The sequence below is a fragment of the Variovorax frigidus genome (assembly GCF_051216515.1).
In the GTDB taxonomy this organism is placed as follows: domain Bacteria; phylum Pseudomonadota; class Gammaproteobacteria; order Burkholderiales; family Burkholderiaceae_C; genus Variovorax.
In genome coordinates, this window is sequence record NZ_JBPJZF010000006.1 from 544,330 (window position 1) to 560,960 (window position 16,631).

The following is a 16,631-nucleotide window of genomic DNA, read 5'->3' on the forward strand; positions in this document are numbered from 1 at the left end:
CCGGAGCACGGGTGCACCGCACAATCGATGCGATGAACTGGACACCCCTTGAACACAGCCTCTGCCAGCTCGGCGAATCCCCGTTCTGGCACCCGCAGGAGCGCGCGCTGTACTGGATCGACATCGTGGCGCGCGAGGTGCTGCGCACGCGCGGCGAGGGCGCGACGGCGACGGTCGAGCGCTGGCAGCTGCCCAGCGAGCCGGGCTGCATCGCGCCCGCGCGCAGCGGCGGCCTGGTGCTGGCGCTGCGCGACGGCATCTACCGTGCGAAGACCTGGGGCGGCGCGCTGGTGCTGCTGGCGCGCGCCGATTACGACACCCGCACGTTGCGCTTCAACGACGGCAAGTGCGATGCGCTCGGCCGTTTCTGGGCCGGCACCGTGAACGAGGCCAAGGACGGGCCCAGCGCCGCGCTCTACTGCCTCGATGCGCGCGGCGGTCGCACGCCGGTGCTCACGCGGATGGCGAACGAGGCCACCACCGCCAACGGCCTGGGCTTCTCGCCCGATGCGCGCACGCTCTACTGGGCCGACACGCCCTCGCACGCGGTGAAGGCCTGGGATTGGGCGATGGAGGCCAACACGATGTCGAACCCGCGCGTGTTCGCGCGCTTCGACGCCAAGCCCGCGGGGTGGACTTCCGAGTCCGCGCAGCACTACGACGGCCGGCCCGACGGCGCGACCGTCGACGCGGCGGGCCATTACTGGGTTGCGATGTTCGAAGGCGCGCAGGTCGTGCACCTCGATCCCGCGGGCCAACGGCTCGAGGCCATCGCATTGCCCGCACAATGCCCGACCATGCCCTGCTTCGGCGGCGACGACCTGCGCACGCTGTTCGTCACCAGCGCGTCCAAGGGCCGCAGCGAGGCCGAGCGCGCGCGGCTGCCGGCCTCGGGCTGCGTGTTCTCCACCCGCGTCGCGACGCCGGGTCTGCCGGTGCACTTCTTCGAGGACTGACGCGCGCCGAAGCCCGACCCCTGGCGGTACCATCGACCGCATGGATTCCGAGCTTCAAACGATCGTCGAGCGCATCCGCGCTGCCCATGGCAACGCCACACCGCTGCGCATCCGAGGCGGCGGCACCAAGGACTTCTACGGCGAGCCGGCGCAAGGCGAGGTGCTCGACACCCGCGCGCTGGCGGGCATCCGCAGCTACGAGCCCAGCGAGCTGGTGGTCACGGTGCGTGCCGGCACCCCGCTGGCCGAGCTCGAAGCCGTGCTGGCCGAACAGGGCCAGTGCCTGCCCTTCGAGCCGCCGCATTTCGACGGAGAAGTGCAGGGTGGCACCGTCGGCGGCATGGTGGCCGCCGGGCTCTCGGGGCCGGCCCGCGCCAGCGTCGGCGCGGTGCGTGACTACGTGCTGGGCGCCACCCTGGTCAACGGCCGCGGCGAGGTGCTGAGCTTCGGCGGCCAGGTGATGAAGAACGTGGCCGGCTACGACGTCTCGCGTGTGCTGGCCGGCTCGCTGGGCGTGCTCGGACTGATCGCCGAGGTCAGCCTCAAGGTGCTGCCGGTGGCGCCGGCCGAAGCCACGCTGCGCTTCGAATGCGAGCAGGCCGAGGCGCTCGATCTGCTCAACGGTTGGGGCGGCCGGCCGCTGCCGCTCAACGCCAGCTGCTGGGTGGAAGACGAAGGCCGCGGCCTGCTGTACCTGCGACTGCGCGGTGCGGTCGCGGCGGTCGATGCGGCCTGCGCGCAACTGGGCGGTGAGCGCCAGCCCGATGCGCCGGCCGACTGGATCGCCTGTCGCGACCAGCGCCTGCCATGGTTCGCCGAGGCGCGCGGCGTGCACGACCTGTGGCGCCTGTCGGTGCCGCAGACCGCGCCCGTGCTCGACGTTGGCGGTGCGCCGCTGGTCGAGTGGCACGGCGGCCAGCGCTGGTACCGCGCCGCACCTGCCGACGGGGTTCGGCTGCGCGCCGCGGCCGCTGCCGTGGGCGGCCATGCCACGCTGTTCCGTGCCGCCGCGGAGGCCGCCTCGACGCTGGCGCGCTTCGAGCGGCCGTCGGCGCCGCTCATGCGCATCCACGAGGCACTGCAGCAAGAGTTCGATCCGGCCGGCGTGTTCGACCGCGGCCGCCTGCATCGCCGCGACGTGACGGCGTCCTGACGCTGTCGCCATGCGCCGCCTGCTCCACCTCACCGGCCGGCATCGCACGGCCTCGGTCGACCGGCTGTTCGGCCTGCTGCTGGCCTTCAATGCGGGCGCGGTGAATGCGGGCGGGCTGCTGGTGGTGCACATGTACACCTCGCACATGTCGGGCTTCGCCTCGCAACTGGCCGACGGGCTGGTGCTGGGCAGCGTCTCGCTGCTGCTGGGGGCGCTGGGCGCGTTGCTGGCCTTCGTCGTGGGCGCTGCGTCCACCGCGGTGATCGTGCACTGGGCTCATCGACATCATCTGCGCAGCGCCTTCGCGATGCCGCTCATGCTCGAGGCCGCATTGCTGCTGGTCTTCGGCCTGCTGGGGGCGGTCACGCTGAGTTGGCCGACGGTGTTCGCGGTGCCGCTCACCGTGCTGCTGCTGGCCTACATCATGGGCCTGCAGAACGGCCTGAGCTCGAGCATGTCGCACGGCAAGATGCGCACCACGCACATGACCGGTCACATCACCGACCTGGGCCTCGAACTCGGCCGGCTGGTCTACCGCAACGCGCCCGGCACGCCGCCCGCGCAGCGTGTGCAGGCCAATCGCGCGGCATTGCGCTTCTATGGCGGCCTGCTGGCCATGTTCATCGCGGGCGGCGTGGTGGGCGCGGCGGGTTTCAAGTACGTGGGCTTCGTCTGGGTCGTGCCGCTGGCCTCGCTGCTGCTCGCGCTGTCGCTGCCGCCGTTCCGGCGCGACCTGCGGCGCTCGGCCTACCTCCAGATGCTGCTGGCCTCGGTCACACGTCGCTTCCGACGCGGTGCACCTCCCTCGGTCTAGCCGCCCGACAATCCCGAGAAGAACAAGACAAGCCTCCCCATGCAAACAGAACTCGCCCCCGAATTCAAGGACAGTGCCGACGGCCGCGAGGCCGAAGCCATTCTGCGCAAGTGCGTGCACTGCGGTTTCTGCACCGCGACCTGCCCGACCTATCAATTGCTCGGCGACGAACTCGACGGGCCGCGCGGGCGCATCTACCTGATCAAGCAGGTGCTCGAGGGCAAGGCGCCCACGCGCAGCACGCAACTGCATCTCGACCGCTGCCTGACCTGCCGCAACTGCGAAACCACCTGCCCCAGCGGCGTGCAGTACGGCCACCTGGTCGACATCGGCCGCAAGATCGTCGACGAGAAGGTGCCGCGGCCGGCGCTCGAATCGGCCACGCGCTGGCTGCTGAAGGAGGCGCTGCCGTCGCCGCTGTTCGGGCCGGCGATGAAGCTGGGCCAATCGGTGCGTGGCCTGCTGCCGGAAGCGTTGAAGGCCAAGGTGCCCGCGAAGCAGGACGCCGGGACCTGGCCGACGCGCACGCATGCGCGCAAGGTGCTGATGCTCGCGGGCTGCGTGCAGCCGTCGATGATGCCCAACATCAACAGCGCGACCGCGCGCGTGCTCGACGTCGCCGGCATCGAGACGGTTGTCGCGCCGAAGGCGGGCTGCTGCGGCGCGGTGAGGTTCCATCTCAACGACCAGGAGGGCGGCAAGGCGCAGATGCGCGCCAACATCGATGCCTGGTGGCCGCAGGTCGACAGCGGCGCGGTCGAGGCGATCGTGATGAATGCCTCGGGTTGCGGCGTCACGGTGCGCGAGTACGGCCACCTGCTGCGCGACGACCCGGCCTATGCGGACAAGGCCGCGCGCATCAGTGCGCTCACGCGCGACCTGAGCGAGCTTCTGCCCGAACTCGTGCCGGTGCTCAAGCCCCGCGTGAAGGCGCCGCAGGGCGTGGTCGCCTACCACCCGCCCTGCACGCTGCAGCACGGCCAGAAGCTGCGCGGCGGCGTCGAGGTCCCTCTGCGCGCCCTCGGCTTCGATGTGCAGGTCGCCAAGGTCGAGTCGAACCTGTGCTGCGGTTCGGCCGGGACCTATTCGGTGCTGCAGCCCGAATTGGCCTGTCCATTGCGCGACCGGAAACTCGGGCACCTGCAGCAATTGCAGCCCAGCGTCATCGCATCGGCCAACATCGGCTGCATCACGCATTTGCAAAGCGGCACCACGGCGCCGGTGCGCCACTGGATCGAATTGTTGGATCAGGCGTTGGCGCCCACGGTGCGTAATTAACAATTCGATGAAAGTTGCCACATGGCATCACGGCGGACGAATCGGCACAAACAAGCCGCCATCGAATTGAAGCGCGTCATCATTCGCGCGCCGCGCGGATGAAGTCCGTGAGAATGAGCGGATGGACCAACTCGCCGCAATGAAGTCTTTTCGCGCCGTGGTGGAGACCCAGGGTTTCTCCGCGGCGGCGGCGCAACTGCAAATCTCCCATACGGCCGTCTCGCGCCAGGTGCAGCAACTCGAAGCCCTGCTGGGCGTCCAGCTGCTCAACCGCACGACGCGCCGCTTCGCGCTCACCGAAGCGGGTCAGACCTATTACGCCCACAGCCAGCAGATCCTCGACCAGCTCGAGCAGGCGGCGTTCGCGGTCACGCAGCACCAGGGCAAACCGTCGGGGGTGCTGCGCATCAATGCACCGATGTCCTTCGGGCTCGAGGAGCTCTCGCTCTGGCTGCCCGCGTTCCTGGCAGCCCATCCCGGCGTCTCGGTGGACCTGGTCTGCAACGATCGCTTCGTCGACCTGATCGAGGAAGGCTTCGACGTGGCGTTGCGCCTGGCCTACCAGCTGTCCGACTCGACGCTGGTGGTGAAACGCCTCGCGGTCTGCGACGAGTGGTGGGTCGCCACGCCCGGCTATCTGCAGCGGCACGGCACGCCACAGCTGCCCGCCGACCTGGCAGCACACAACTGCCTGGTTTATTCCCTGATGCAGAAGGCGACCCAGCCCCATTTCATCGGGCCCGACGGCGGCGGGCACAGCGTGACGGTCCGCGGCAGCCTGCAAGCCAACAGCGGCATCGCCTTGCGTGCAGCGGCCATGGCCGGCCTGGGCCTGGCGTTGTCGCCGGCCTTCCTGGTGCACCGGGAGGTCGCGCGCGGCGAGCTGGTGCGCGTGCTCGGCGACTACCGGCAACCGCCCCTGACGCTGAGCGCGCTGTACCCGCAAAGCCGTCACCTGTCGCCCAAGGTGCGCGCGCTGGTCGACTACGCCGCCGAGCACTACCGCACGCCGCGCTGGTAGGGGCGTGCGTCCTGGGCGGGGCGCCCCGACCGTGCCGGAGCGATTGAGGCACAACCGGCACGGGCGGGTTCTGTCTCTGCACGAATTGCATATCGGCAGTTCCGTATCCGACTAACGCCGTGCGGAGGCTAAAACTAAAGTCTGAGCATGCCGCGCCATCTGTCATGCAGCCTTGCGGCAGCGGGTCCGAGGAGGCCCGGGCTGCGCAGGAGTTCCCTATGCCATCCAAGCTTTTCCGGCGGCAGCGCATCGCGATCCTCGAACCCGATCTGCGTGGCCGCGAGCATGCGCGCCGCGTGGTCCGGGCGACGGGCCACGCGCCCTACGTGTTTGCCAGCATCGAGGAAATGCAGGAGGTCGACCCCACGGCGCGGCCCTTCGCCATGGCCTATCTGGGTTGTGCGTTCGGCGACGAGGACATCGAACGCACGGTGCGGGACGTGCGCGCCTGCCTGGGCGACACCCTGCCCCTGTTGCTGGCCGTCAAGCCCGTGGTCGTTCGGCGCGTGGCGCAGGCACCCGCGATCGCTGCCGATCATGTGATTGCGCTGCAGCCCCGGTTCGCCGACCTGTACCTCGAACTCACGGACTTCATGTGGGCGCATGGCCCCCATCCGCAGGACACGCTGTTGAGCTGGGGTGAATTCCGCTTTCGGCCTGCTGCCCGGACGCTCCAGATCGGCGAGGCCGCACCGATGTCACTCTCGCTCTTCCATTTCGAACTGGCGCTCGAACTGTTCCACAACGTGGGGCGGACGCTGTCGCGACGCTGGTTGAACACGATGCTGGCGCCCCCGTCGCGCGCGATTTCCGCGGTCTCGCTGCAGGATGCCGTGAGTCGTCTGCGGCAACTGCTGAACCTGCAGACGCCCGCGGCGTGGCAGATCCAGTCGCTGGAGGAGGGTGCGGTCCGGCTCGCGGCGATCGCACCAGGGCTCAATGCTTCCAAGCCGCGTCCTCTCGTGCCAGGCACGGCTATTCGTGCGCCCTCGGTTCAAGGCCTCCATCGGAGCGCATCGACAGTCCTTTGATCGAAGCAGCACGCGGAGCGTCCGGCGCGTCGAGCGACGCGATCGCTGCTCATGTTCCCTGCATCTCCTCCTTGCCATTCGGGTGAGGGGTGGTCGGTGCCGCCCGCGCCTTCGGCCGGAGCGCTCGAAATAGCACGGCCTCTCGGCGCCCAAGCCTCATGAGTTTTCGCAGGCATTCGAAAACTCTTCACTCGATCACCCCTGGCGGCTCGTCGCTCGGCATCGCAAGCAGCCCTGTTTGCTGGACCTGCGAAATTAACCTTTTGTTCACATTTTCCAAGCACATTGGAGACGGGAAATGTGATATTTCGTGCAAAAAAATATTCAAATCAGTAAATTAGTTCACGAATCGTGAAATTTGAATCGTCGCGAAAGTGACATGCGGGACAGCGTGGCATTTGTAATCACTCCCTTGAATCTGGGAACACCTGTGGGTGAAACAGATTTTTTGTTTACACAACAGGGAGCCTATCAATGAACCATTGCTTCAAATCGATCTGGAACCGGTGCTCAGGGGCCTGGGTGGCTGCAGCCGAAACGACGCGGGGCCGCGGCAAGAAAGGCTCGTCCCGCACGGCTGTTTCCGCAGGCCTGGCGCTGTGCGCGACATGCATTGCGGGCAGCGTGTGGGCGCAGCCTGCGATGACCGGCAACAACCAGACGTTCGCGATCGGCAGCGCCACCACCTCGGGGGGCACCTGCATTGCCATCGGTGCGAACGGCAGCTTCTCGGCCACGGCCACCTGCTCGGGGGCGGATTCCCTGGCCGTGGGCAATGGTGCGTCGGCGACCAACCAGGCCGCATCGGCCTTCGGCGTGGGCAGCCAGGCCCTGGGCGTCGGCGCCACGGCAGTGGGTTTCGGCGCAACGGCGGGTGCGGAGAATGGCATCGCCCTGGGGACCAGCGCCAATGCGGTGGGCACGGGTGCCGTGGCCATCGGCAATACGGCGAAGACAGCCAGCGCCAACCAAATTGCGATCGGCAACGACGCGCAAGCGGCTGGGGGTGTCGGCGTGCCCAACAACGCCGCTGTCTCCATCGGATGGAGGTCGAGGGCGACCGGTCAAGACGCGGTCGCTCTCGGTGACAACGCGCAGGCGACCGGCGTCGGCACGGTCGCGCTGGGGCCGAACACCACGGCCAGCGGTTTTGCGGGCACGGCGTTGGGGCCCAATGCGACGGCGAGTGGAACCAACGCCACCGCGCTGGGCTACGTGGCCAATGCCGCCTCCGAAAATTCGACGGCGGTGGGCCACAACGCACAGGCTCTGCAGGCAGGCGCCGTAGCCCTTGGCGACAGCGCCACGACCGCTGTCGCCGTGGGCACGGCGAACGCCACGATCAACGGCAACGCCTACACCTTCGCCGGCACCACACCCGGCAGCACGGTGAGCGTGGGCAGCGTGGGGGCGGAGCGCACGATCACCAACGTCGCGGCGGGCCGGCTGAGCAACACCAGCACCGATGCGGTCAACGGCAGCCAGCTGGCCCGGACCAACGAGGCGCTGGGCAGCGTCGGCGCGACGGTGACCACCATCACCGACGGCGGCGGCATCAAATACTTCCGTGCGAACTCGAGCGGCAAGGACAGCCAGGCCCTTGCCTTGGAGAGCGTAGCCATCGGCCCGAACGCAGTGGCCAACAATGAGGGTGATGTCGCCCTGGGCAGTGGTTCGACCACGGATGCCGCGATCCAGACGACCGGTGCGACGATCAACGGCACGGCCGTCACCTTCGCCGGCAGCGCTCCGACCAGCACAGTCAGTGTGGGCAGCGTCGGAGCGGAACGCACCATCACCAACGTGGCCGCCGGCCGCTTGGGCAACACCAGCACCGACGCAGTCAACGGCAGCCAACTGTCTGCGACCAACACCGAGGTGGGCAAGATCGGTACGCAGGTCGACGGCATCGTGAACAACGGCGCGGGCATCAAGTACTTCCACGCGAACTCGACCGCGGCCGACAGCAGTGCGACCGGTGACGACAGTGTGGCCATCGGTGGACAAGCCATCGCCAGCGGGGCCGGCAGCTTCGCTGCAGGGGCCGGCGCGCAGGCGACCGGCGCGATGGCCATTGCCATTGGCCAGGGGGCTCAGGCTGCAGGAGAGAGCAGTATCAGCGTCGGCACGGGCAGCATCGTCTCGGGCAAAAACTCGGGCGCCTTCGGCGACCCGAACAACGTCGCCGGTTCGGGCTCCTATGCCTTCGGCAACAACAACACCGTCAGCGCCAACAATGCCTTCGTGCTGGGCAACAACGTGATGATTGCAGCCGGCTTCGACGGCGCTGTGGTGCTCGGCAGCGGCTCGGCGGGGAACCGGGCGGCGGGCGTGGTGGGCTACGCCGCGCCGCCCGCCACTGCCGCGCAGGTGGCAGCGATCAACGCCACCACCGGCACGCGCAGCGCGGTGTCGGTGGGTGATGCCGCCAATGACATCTTCCGCCAGATCACGGGCGTGGCAGCCGGTTCGGCCGACAGCGATGCGGTCAACGTGGCGCAGCTCAAGGCGGTGAACGCCAATGCGGTGGCGTCGGCCAGCAAATGGGTCGCAGGTTCGCAGACCGCGAGCTACGTCGCGCCTTCGGCCACGGGCGCCGAAAGCACGGCGGTTGGGTCCGGCTCGTCGGCCACGGGAAACAACAGCGTGGCCATCGGCACGGGCGCGAGTGCGAGCACCGCCAACAGCGTGGCGCTGGGCAACGGCTCGACCACGAGCGTTGCAGTGGCCGTGGCCAATACCACGATCCTGGGCACCACCTACGACTTCGCGGGCGCCACGCCCGCTGGCGTGGTGAGCATAGGAAGCGCGGGCGCCGAGCGCCAGATCACCCACGTGGCCGCGGGCCAGCTGACGACTGGCAGCACCGATGCGGTCAACGGCAGCCAGCTGTACACCACCAACCAGGCGATCAACAACATGGCCGTCGGCGGTGCTGGCATCCGGTACTTCCACAGCAACTCCAAGGCAGCGGATTCGCAGGCCGCCGGGGGTGAGAGCGTGGCCATCGGGCCGCAGGCCGTGTCGCAGGCGACGGGTTCGGTGGCACTGGGTGCCGGCGCAGTCGCGGACCGTGCCGGCATGAGCGGCCAGAAGGAACTGTTCTCGAACGCCACGGTGTCCTCCACGCAGGGTGCGGTGTCGGTCGGCTCGACCGGCAACGAGCGGCAGGTCACCAACGTGGCCGGCGGCACGCAGGCGACCGATGCGGTCAACGTGCGTCAGCTGCAGGCGGCCAGGGACGGCAGCGTGCAGTACGACAAGAACCCCGATGGCACGGTGAGCCGCGCCAGCGTGACGATGGGCGGTGGCCAGGCGAGCAGCCCGGTCGCGGTGCACAACGTCGCCACCGGCGTGGCCGGCACCGATGCGGTCAACGTCAACCAGTTGAACACCGGCGTGGCCAGTGCCAACGAGTACACCGACGCACGGATCAACAAGGTCCAGGGTGACTTGAGCAAGATCAGCAAGCAGGCAGACGCGGGCACGGCCGGGGCGCTCGCTGCAGCCAACTTGCCGCAGGCCTATGTGCCGGGCAAGGGCATGCTTTCGGTCGGCGTGGGCGGCTTCGGCGGCGAGGCGGCGTTGGCCATGGGCGTGTCCAAGCTGTCGGACAGCGGCCGTTGGGTGATGAAGTTCAGCGGCACAGCAAACTCGCGGGGCAAGGTCGGTGTGGGTGCCGGGGCAGGCTTTGTCTGGTGATCGGACTTCGGTGCGACCGCGGGATCGGCGTGGCCGCCCCCATTCGATGGCTGCCTGCATCCGGCGTTGCCGCTGGAGCGTGTGGCGTATCTGTCGACGGTGACGCCTTGGCCGCGCGCCGCTGCCGATCGAGGCGCCTCGCTGTGCATCGCTCAGGCTTCACCTTGCGCATGGGGGCGCTTGTCGGCGCACGGCCGAATGCGCGGTGCGCCGACGTATCGGACGGTCGCGATGGGCGAACATGCGATGCGTTCATCCTCTTGTTGGAGCATCGCCATGACTTCTCTCGTATCAAATCTGCGCCGTGGGCTGATGGCCTGCGCCGTCTTGTCTTCTTCGACCCTCGCGCTGGCCCAGCCGACGGGGTCCTTGCCGCCCCTGCGCGGCGAGGGGGCTGTGCGCTACGTCTGCGGCGGCATCGGGCTCGATGAATCGACGGCCTTCCGTGCCGCGATGAAGGACCATCCGCTGGCGCTGCTGTTCGCGCGCACCGACGGCGCCTACGTGGCCGAGGTGCGGGTGCGCATCGAGGGCGCCGACGGCCGCCCGGTGCTCGCCTTGCGGGCCGGCGGCCCGGTGTGCCTGATCGACCTGCCGGCCGGCCGTTACGTGGTCCACGCGGAGGTGGAGGGCGAGGCGAAGCAGCAGTCCGTCAATGTCGGCACCGGCAGCCGGACCGCGGATTTCCGGTTCGGCACAAAGGGTTGAAGCGAGACACCGGGCCTCAGCCCGCGAGCGCCTTCTCGATGTCCTGGGCCAGCGACGCCGGCTTGTCCAGCGGCGCGTAGCGCTTGATCACCTTGCCGTCGCGGCCCACCAGGAACTTGGTGAAGTTCCACTTGATGGCGGTGCTGCCGAGCAGCCCCGGCTTCTCCTGGGTGAGCCAGCGGTACAGCGGCGCCGCGTGGGCGCCGTTGACGTCGATCTTCTCCATCATCGGGAAGCTCACGCCGTAGTTCTGGGTGCAGAAGGCGCCGATCTCCTCGTTGCTGCCCGGGTCCTGCGAGCCGAACTGGTTCGACGGGAAGCCCAGCACGATCAGGCCCTGCTTCGCATACTGCTGGTGCAGCGCCTCGAGCCCGGCGAACTGCGGCGTGAAGCCGCATTGGCTCGCGGTGTTCACGATCAGCAGCACCTGGCCGCGGTAGGCGCCGAGCGCCACCGGCTGGCCGTCGATGCGTTGGGCTTCGAAGTCGTAGACGGTGGTCATCGTGGTGTTCCTTGGAGGGGGCGGGCGTTCTTCAGTGGTGCTTGTCGCTGCGCGCGATGTTCAGCAGGTGCTCGACCTCTTCGGGGTACCTGCGCAGGTTGTTCTCGTGCCAGCGCTTGATGAGCCACATGAAGCCCGCCACCACCACGCCGAAGGCCGTGATCGCCGAGTAGGCCGACAGGCCCAGCCCGGTGCAGGCGCTGTAGAAGGCGCCGAGCACCAGGATGCAGGCCTGCTCGTTGAAGTTCTGCACCGCGATCGAGCGGCCCGCGCCCATCAGGTTGTGGCCGCGATGCTGCAGCAGGGCGTTCATCGGCACCACCAGGAAACCGCCCAGCCCGCCCAGCAGGATCAGGAAAGGCACAGCGACCCAGATGTTGTCGATGAAGTTCATGCCGATCACCAGCAGGCCCATGCCGATGCCCATCGGGATCACGCGCGTCGCCATGTCGAGCCGCATCTTGATCGAGGCCACCACCGCGCCGACCGCGGTCCCGATGGCCACCACGCCGGTCAGCGACGAGGCCTGCGCGGTGCTGTAGCCCAGTGCCAGCGAAGCCCAGGCCAGCACGATGTACTTGAGGTTGCCGCCCGCGCCCCAGAAGAGCGTGGTGGTGGCCAGCGAGATCTGGCCCAGCTTGTCGCGCCACAGGCGTGCGTTGCAATGCCAGAAGTCGGGCAGCAGCGCGACCAGGTTGCGCGCGAAGCTGTGATGCGCGTTGGCGCGCAGCGGCCGCATCTCGACGCCGGTGTGCGGGATGCGGGTGTTGAACCAGGCGGCCAGCATGTAGACGAAGATCAGCGCGGCGACCGCCGCTCCGGGCGCGGTCTCGATGCCGGTGTCGACGAAGGGCAGGTCGATCGCCAGCAGGTGGCTCGAGACCGTATGGCCGACCAGCACGCCGCCCAGCACGATGCCCAGGATGATCGAGGCGATGGTCAGCCCTTCGATCCAGCCGTTGGCCTTGACCAGCTGCGAAGCCGGCAGCAGTTCGGTGAGGATGCCGTACTTGGCGGGCGAGTAGGCCGCGGCCCCCAGGCCCACGATCGCGTAGGCCAGCAGCGGGTGCGAGCCGAACAGCATCATCAGGCAGCCCACCACCTTGATCGCATTGCTGATGAACATCACCCGCCCCTTGGGGAAGGCGTCGGCGAAAGCGCCTACCAGCGGTGCGAGCGCCACGTAGAACAGCGTGAAGATCGGGACCAGGGCCGCGCGCTGCCACTCGGGTGCGCCCGAGGTTCGCATCAGTTCGACGGCCGTCACGAAAAGCGCGTTGTCGGCCAGTGACGAAAAGAACTGGGCCGACATGATGGTGTAGAAACCGCGCTTCATCGATGGGCTGGCTGGCCAGGGGGCTGGCGACTGGGTTAGGGCGGTAGACGAAAGGCTTCGCTCACAGGCGAATGCGCGGTTATAGCATGGGGGTGCGATGCCAAAATGGTGCGCCGATGCCGTTGCGCCTCGGTGTTTCCATGGGTTTCCTCCGCGTCAGAAAGGTTCAGTTTTTCGTGCCCCGCCCGATCCTCGCCACCATCCACACCGCCGCCCTGCGCCACAACCTGGCGCGCGTGCGCCGCAACGCACTCGATGCGCGGATCTGGGCCGTCGTCAAGGCCGACGCCTATGGCCACGGAATTGAGCGGGTCTTCGATGCCTTTCGTGCCGCCGACGGCTTCGCGCTGCTCGATCTCGCCGAGGCCGCGCGCGTGCGCGCACTCGGTTGGCGCGGGCCGGTGCTGCTGCTCGAGGGTGTGTTCGAGGCGCGCGATCTGGAACTGTGTTCGCGGCTCGACCTCTGGCATGCGGTGCATTGCGATGCGCAGATCGACATGCTCGCTGCGCACAAGACGCAGGTGCCGCAGCGCGTGTTCCTCAAGATGAACTCTGGCATGAACCGGCTGGGCTTCACGCCCGAACGCTTCCGTTCGGCCTGGACCCGGCTCAACGCCCTGCCGCAGGTCGACGAGATCTCGCTGATGACGCATTTCAGCGACGCCGACGGTTCGCGCGGCGTGGCCGATGCGATGGCGGCCTTCGCGCACGCCACGCTCGACTTGCCCGGCGAACGCTCGGTCGCCAACAGCGCCGCCGTGCTGCGCCACGCGCCCGAGACCCGCGCCGACTGGGTGCGCCCGGGCATCGTGCTGTACGGCAGCGCGCCCGATTTCCCCGAACACGACGCGCAGCATTGGCAGTTGCAACCGGGCATGACCCTGTCGACCCGGCTGATCGGTGTGCAGACGCTGCAGACGGGTGCCGCCGTGGGCTACGGCTCGACCTTCGTGGCCGAGGCGCCGATGACGATCGGCATCGCCGCCGTCGGCTATGCCGATGGCTATCCGCGCCATGCGCCGACCGGCACGCCGGTGCTGGTGAACGGCGTGCGCACGCGCCTGGTGGGGCGCGTCAGCATGGACATGGTCATGGTCGACCTCGACCCGTTGCTGAAGGCCGGCAAGCCCGCGGGTTTCGGCAGCGAAGTCACGCTGTGGGGCCGGGCAGGCGGCGGTGCGCTGCTGCCGATCGACGAGGTGGCCCGCGCCGCGGGCACCGTGGGCTACGAACTGATGTGCGCCGTGGCGCCGCGCGTGCCGGTGGCGGTGGACGAGGGCTGAGGCGCGCGCCTCAGCCGATCGCCGCCGGGTACAGGCCGAGCCCGCGAGCCTGCAGCCGCGCCAGCCCCAGCAACGCATCGGTGAAGGGCGTCGGCACACCGCTCAGCTGACCGAGCTCGCGCACGGCCCCGACCAGCGCGTCGAGTTCCACCGCGCGGCCGGCTTCCACGTCCTGCAGCATCGAGGTCTTGAAGGCGCCGAGCTTGCGCGTCACCGCATGGCGGTCTTCGGGCGTCTCGGCGATCGGCAGGCCGATGCGCGCGCCGATGGCCTGGGCTTCGCGCATCACGGTCGAGACGAAGTCGCGCACCAGGTCGTCGGCCAGCACGAGGTCGGTGGTGGCACCGGTCAGCGCGCTGATCGGGTTGACCGTCATGTTGCCCCAGAGCTTGTACCAGACGTCTTTCTGGATCTGCGGCGACACACGTGCTTCGATGCCGCCGCGCACCAGCAGCGCGACCAGCGCGCGCACGCGCTCGGTCGCTTCGCCGGAAGGCTCGCCCACGATCAGGCCGTTGCCGAAGTGGTGCCGGACCACGCCCGGCGCATCGAGCGAGCAGCTCGCGTGCACCACGGCGCCGATCACATGGCGCGCGGGGATCGCGGTGGCGATGGTGCCGTCCGGGTCCACGGCCGCCAGGCGACGTCCTGCGAGCTCCCCGCCGAAGCCACCGTCGAGGAACCACCAGGGCACGCCGTTCATGGCGGTGAGCACGATGGTGTCGGGGCCGAGCAGCGGTGCGATGCGCTGCGCCACGCCGGCCAGCGCCGGTGCCTTGACGGCGATCACCACCACGTCCTGCACGCCGAGCAGCGCCGGGTCGGCGACCGCATGCACCGGAATCTGCGTGCGCTGGTCGCCGCGCACCAGCACCAGGCCGTCGCGCTGGAGCGCTTCGAGCGTGGCGCCGCGCGCCACCACATTCGGACGCTCGCCCGCTTGCGCGAAGGCGGCGCCGATCCATCCGCCGATCGAGCCGGCGCCGTAGATACAGATGTTCATAAGGGCGATGGTGCCAGAGCTTCAGTCGCGGTAGCCGGGATCGATGCGCTCGATCTGGCGCACCAGCGCGTCGAACATGTCCTGCCCGCCGGTCTCGGGCGAGTGGAACTGCAGCGCGTCGCGCGCGCAGCCGCGCGCCACGTCGTCGCTGATCGCGAGGCCCGAGCCCATCGACAGCGTGGCGCGCTGGATGTCGCAGGCGCGCTGCAGCGTCCAGAGCACCGCGAAGGTCTGCGGCAGCGTGCGGCCCCAGGCCAGCAGGCCGTGGTTGCGCAGGATCACGGCCGGCTTGTCGCCGATGCTGCGCAGCAGCCGCGGCCCTTCCTCGGCATGCACCGTGATGCCCTCGAAGTCGTGGTACGCGACGCGGCCGTGCAACTGCGCGCTGTAGAAGTTGCTTTGCTGCAACCCACCTTCGACGCAGGCCACGGCCATGCCCGAGTCGGTGTGGGTGTGCATCACGCAGTGCGCCCCCGGCAGGCCGTCGTGGATCGCCGCATGCACCGTGAAGCCCGCGGGGTTCACCGGATGCGTCGAGCCGTCGAGCACCCGGCCCTGCAGGTCGATCTTGACCAGGTTGCTGGCCGTGACCTCGCTGTAGTGCAGGCCGAAGGGGTTGATCAGGAACTGCTTGCGCCCGTCCGCCCCATCGGCCAGCCGGACCGTGATGTGGTTGTAGATCAGCTCGGTCCAGCCCAGCATCGCGAAGATGCGGTAGCACGCGGCAAGCTGGATGCGCGCCGCGCGTTCGTCGCTGGACAGGGTCAGCCCTCTGCGGTGAAGCCGACCTGCTTGACGATCGGGCCCCACTTGGCCGTGTCCTTCTTGATCAGCTCGGCCAGCTCGGCCGGCGTCGAGGACATGGCTTCGAGGCCGAAGGTGCCCAGGCCGTCGATCACGTCCTTCGAGGCCAGTGCGGACTTCATCGCGGCGTTCAGGCGCGCCACGACTTCGGGCGTGGCCTTGGCCGGCAGGAAGAAGGCGAACCACTCGCTGTGGGCCATGTCCTTGATGCCCTGCTCGCCGAAGGTCGGCACGTCCGGGGCGAAGCGGTTGCGCTTGGCGCCCGAGACACCCAGGATGCGCACCTTGCCGCTGGGCAGATGCTGTGTGATGTCGCCGATCGGACCCGACACCGCCGAGATGTTGCCGCCCAGCAGGTCGAGCATCGCGGGCTGCGTGCCGCGGTAGGCCGCGTGCTTGAGCTCCACGTCGCCGCTCTTGCCCAGCAGCGCGCCGATGAAGTGCGGCGTCGAGCCGGCGGCGGGCGAGCCGAAGTTGGCGCCGGCCGGGTTGGCCTTGGCCCAGGCCAGGAACTCGGGCACCGTCTTCACGCTGGCCGGCACCGACGGGCCGACCGCGAAGCCGAAGTCGAACACGCAGCCCAGCGACACCGGCGTCAGGTCGGTCTGCGGGTCGTAGGGCAGCTTCTTGTAGATGTGGGGGTAGATCGTCAGCATCGACGTCGGCGTCTGCAGGATGGTCCCGCCGTCGGCCGGGCGGCCCTTGACGTAGGTGATGGCGATCTGGCCGCCGGCACCGGTGCGGTTCTCCACCACGGCGACCTTCGCGAATTCGGGGCTGATCTTCAGCGCCAGGCGACGGCAGATGGTGTCGGAGGTGCCGCCGGCCGCGAAGCCGGTGACGAAGGTCGTGGTTTCGAGCCCGGCCTGGGCGAAGGCCTGTTGGCCGATGCTGGCCAGCAGGGCCGATGCGCCCGTGGTCTGCAGCAGGTGGCGGCGGGTGAAGTTCATGCGGTTGTCTCCGAAGGTTGAAGCCGGGTCGCGTCACGCCCCAGGAAAAAGGCGGGCGCGTCCGAAGGGGGCGCGGCGCCAGGAGGGCTC

The 16,631-nt window shown here is 68.8% G+C and carries 14 protein-coding genes and 1 pseudogene; 10 read left to right on the forward strand and 5 right to left on the reverse strand.

Annotated features, from left to right (window positions below):
* Positions 1-32 precede the first annotated feature (32 nt).
* From ACSFBC_RS20610 to ACSFBC_RS20650, 9 genes and pseudogenes are all read left to right on the forward strand, one after another.
* Positions 33-956, forward strand: a complete 924-nt coding sequence (locus ACSFBC_RS20610; protein ID WP_435512211.1) for an SMP-30/gluconolactonase/LRE family protein — start codon at positions 33-35, stop codon at positions 954-956.
* 40 nt (positions 957-996) lie between these two features.
* The gene (glcE, locus tag ACSFBC_RS20615; RefSeq protein ID WP_435512212.1) at positions 997-2,109 is read left to right on the forward strand and encodes a glycolate oxidase subunit GlcE; all 1,113 of its coding nucleotides are present in this window, start codon (positions 997-999) and stop codon (positions 2,107-2,109) included.
* A gap of 10 nt (positions 2,110-2,119) precedes the next feature.
* Positions 2,120-2,923 carry a YoaK family protein gene (locus ACSFBC_RS20620; RefSeq protein ID WP_435512213.1) on the forward strand — a complete coding sequence of 268 codons (804 nt, stop codon included), beginning with the start codon at positions 2,120-2,122 and terminating at the stop codon, positions 2,921-2,923.
* A gap of 39 nt (positions 2,924-2,962) precedes the next feature.
* The gene (gene glcF / locus ACSFBC_RS20625; RefSeq protein ID WP_435512214.1) at positions 2,963-4,201 is read left to right on the forward strand and encodes a glycolate oxidase subunit GlcF; all 1,239 of its coding nucleotides are present in this window, start codon (positions 2,963-2,965) and stop codon (positions 4,199-4,201) included.
* A 139-nt stretch (positions 4,202-4,340) separates the two neighbouring features.
* Positions 4,341-5,222: a LysR family transcriptional regulator gene (locus tag ACSFBC_RS20630; RefSeq protein ID WP_435512215.1), complete on the forward strand. Its 882-nt coding sequence runs from the start codon at positions 4,341-4,343 to the stop codon at positions 5,220-5,222.
* A gap of 218 nt (positions 5,223-5,440) precedes the next feature.
* Positions 5,441-6,253 carry a hypothetical protein gene (locus ACSFBC_RS20635; protein WP_435512216.1) on the forward strand — a complete coding sequence of 271 codons (813 nt, stop codon included), beginning with the start codon at positions 5,441-5,443 and terminating at the stop codon, positions 6,251-6,253.
* A 474-nt stretch (positions 6,254-6,727) separates the two neighbouring features.
* Positions 6,728-6,853 (forward strand): annotated as a pseudogene (locus ACSFBC_RS20640) (ESPR domain-containing protein); the annotation flags it as partial.
* A gap of 42 nt (positions 6,854-6,895) precedes the next feature.
* Entirely contained in the window at positions 6,896-9,955 is a 3,060-nt protein-coding gene (locus ACSFBC_RS20645; RefSeq protein WP_435512253.1) for a YadA-like family protein, read from the forward strand.
* Positions 9,956-10,231: 276 nt separating this feature from the next.
* Entirely contained in the window at positions 10,232-10,663 is a 432-nt protein-coding gene (locus ACSFBC_RS20650; RefSeq protein WP_435512217.1) for a carboxypeptidase regulatory-like domain-containing protein, read from the forward strand.
* 16 nt (positions 10,664-10,679) lie between these two features.
* Here the strand turns inward: ACSFBC_RS20650 and ACSFBC_RS20655 are convergent, their stop codons facing one another.
* Entirely contained in the window at positions 10,680-11,165 is a 486-nt protein-coding gene (locus ACSFBC_RS20655) for a glutathione peroxidase (protein WP_435512218.1), read from the reverse strand.
* 31 nt (positions 11,166-11,196) lie between these two features.
* A complete protein-coding gene (lplT, locus tag ACSFBC_RS20660; RefSeq protein ID WP_435512219.1) occupies positions 11,197-12,501 on the reverse strand; it encodes a lysophospholipid transporter LplT in 1,305 nt (434 codons plus the stop codon).
* Between the two features lie 176 nt (positions 12,502-12,677).
* Between lplT and alr the strand changes: the two genes are divergently transcribed.
* The gene (alr, locus tag ACSFBC_RS20665; RefSeq protein WP_435512220.1) at positions 12,678-13,784 is read left to right on the forward strand and encodes an alanine racemase; all 1,107 of its coding nucleotides are present in this window, start codon (positions 12,678-12,680) and stop codon (positions 13,782-13,784) included.
* Positions 13,785-13,794: 10 nt separating this feature from the next.
* Here the strand turns inward: alr and ACSFBC_RS20670 are convergent, their stop codons facing one another.
* From ACSFBC_RS20670 to ACSFBC_RS20680, 3 genes are read right to left on the reverse strand one after another with little or no spacing between them, the layout of a single operon-like run.
* Positions 13,795-14,787, reverse strand: a complete 993-nt coding sequence (locus ACSFBC_RS20670) for a 2-dehydropantoate 2-reductase (RefSeq protein ID WP_435512221.1) — start codon at positions 14,785-14,787, stop codon at positions 13,795-13,797.
* Between the two features lie 21 nt (positions 14,788-14,808).
* On the reverse strand, positions 14,809-15,597 hold the full coding sequence (locus ACSFBC_RS20675) for a class II aldolase/adducin family protein (RefSeq protein ID WP_435512222.1): 789 nt from the start codon (positions 15,595-15,597) through the stop codon (positions 14,809-14,811).
* Positions 15,552-16,541: a Bug family tripartite tricarboxylate transporter substrate binding protein gene (locus ACSFBC_RS20680; protein ID WP_435512223.1), complete on the reverse strand. Its 990-nt coding sequence runs from the start codon at positions 16,539-16,541 to the stop codon at positions 15,552-15,554. The genes ACSFBC_RS20675 and ACSFBC_RS20680 overlap by 46 nt, the downstream gene beginning before the upstream one ends.
* Between the last annotated feature and the right edge of the window lie 90 nt (positions 16,542-16,631).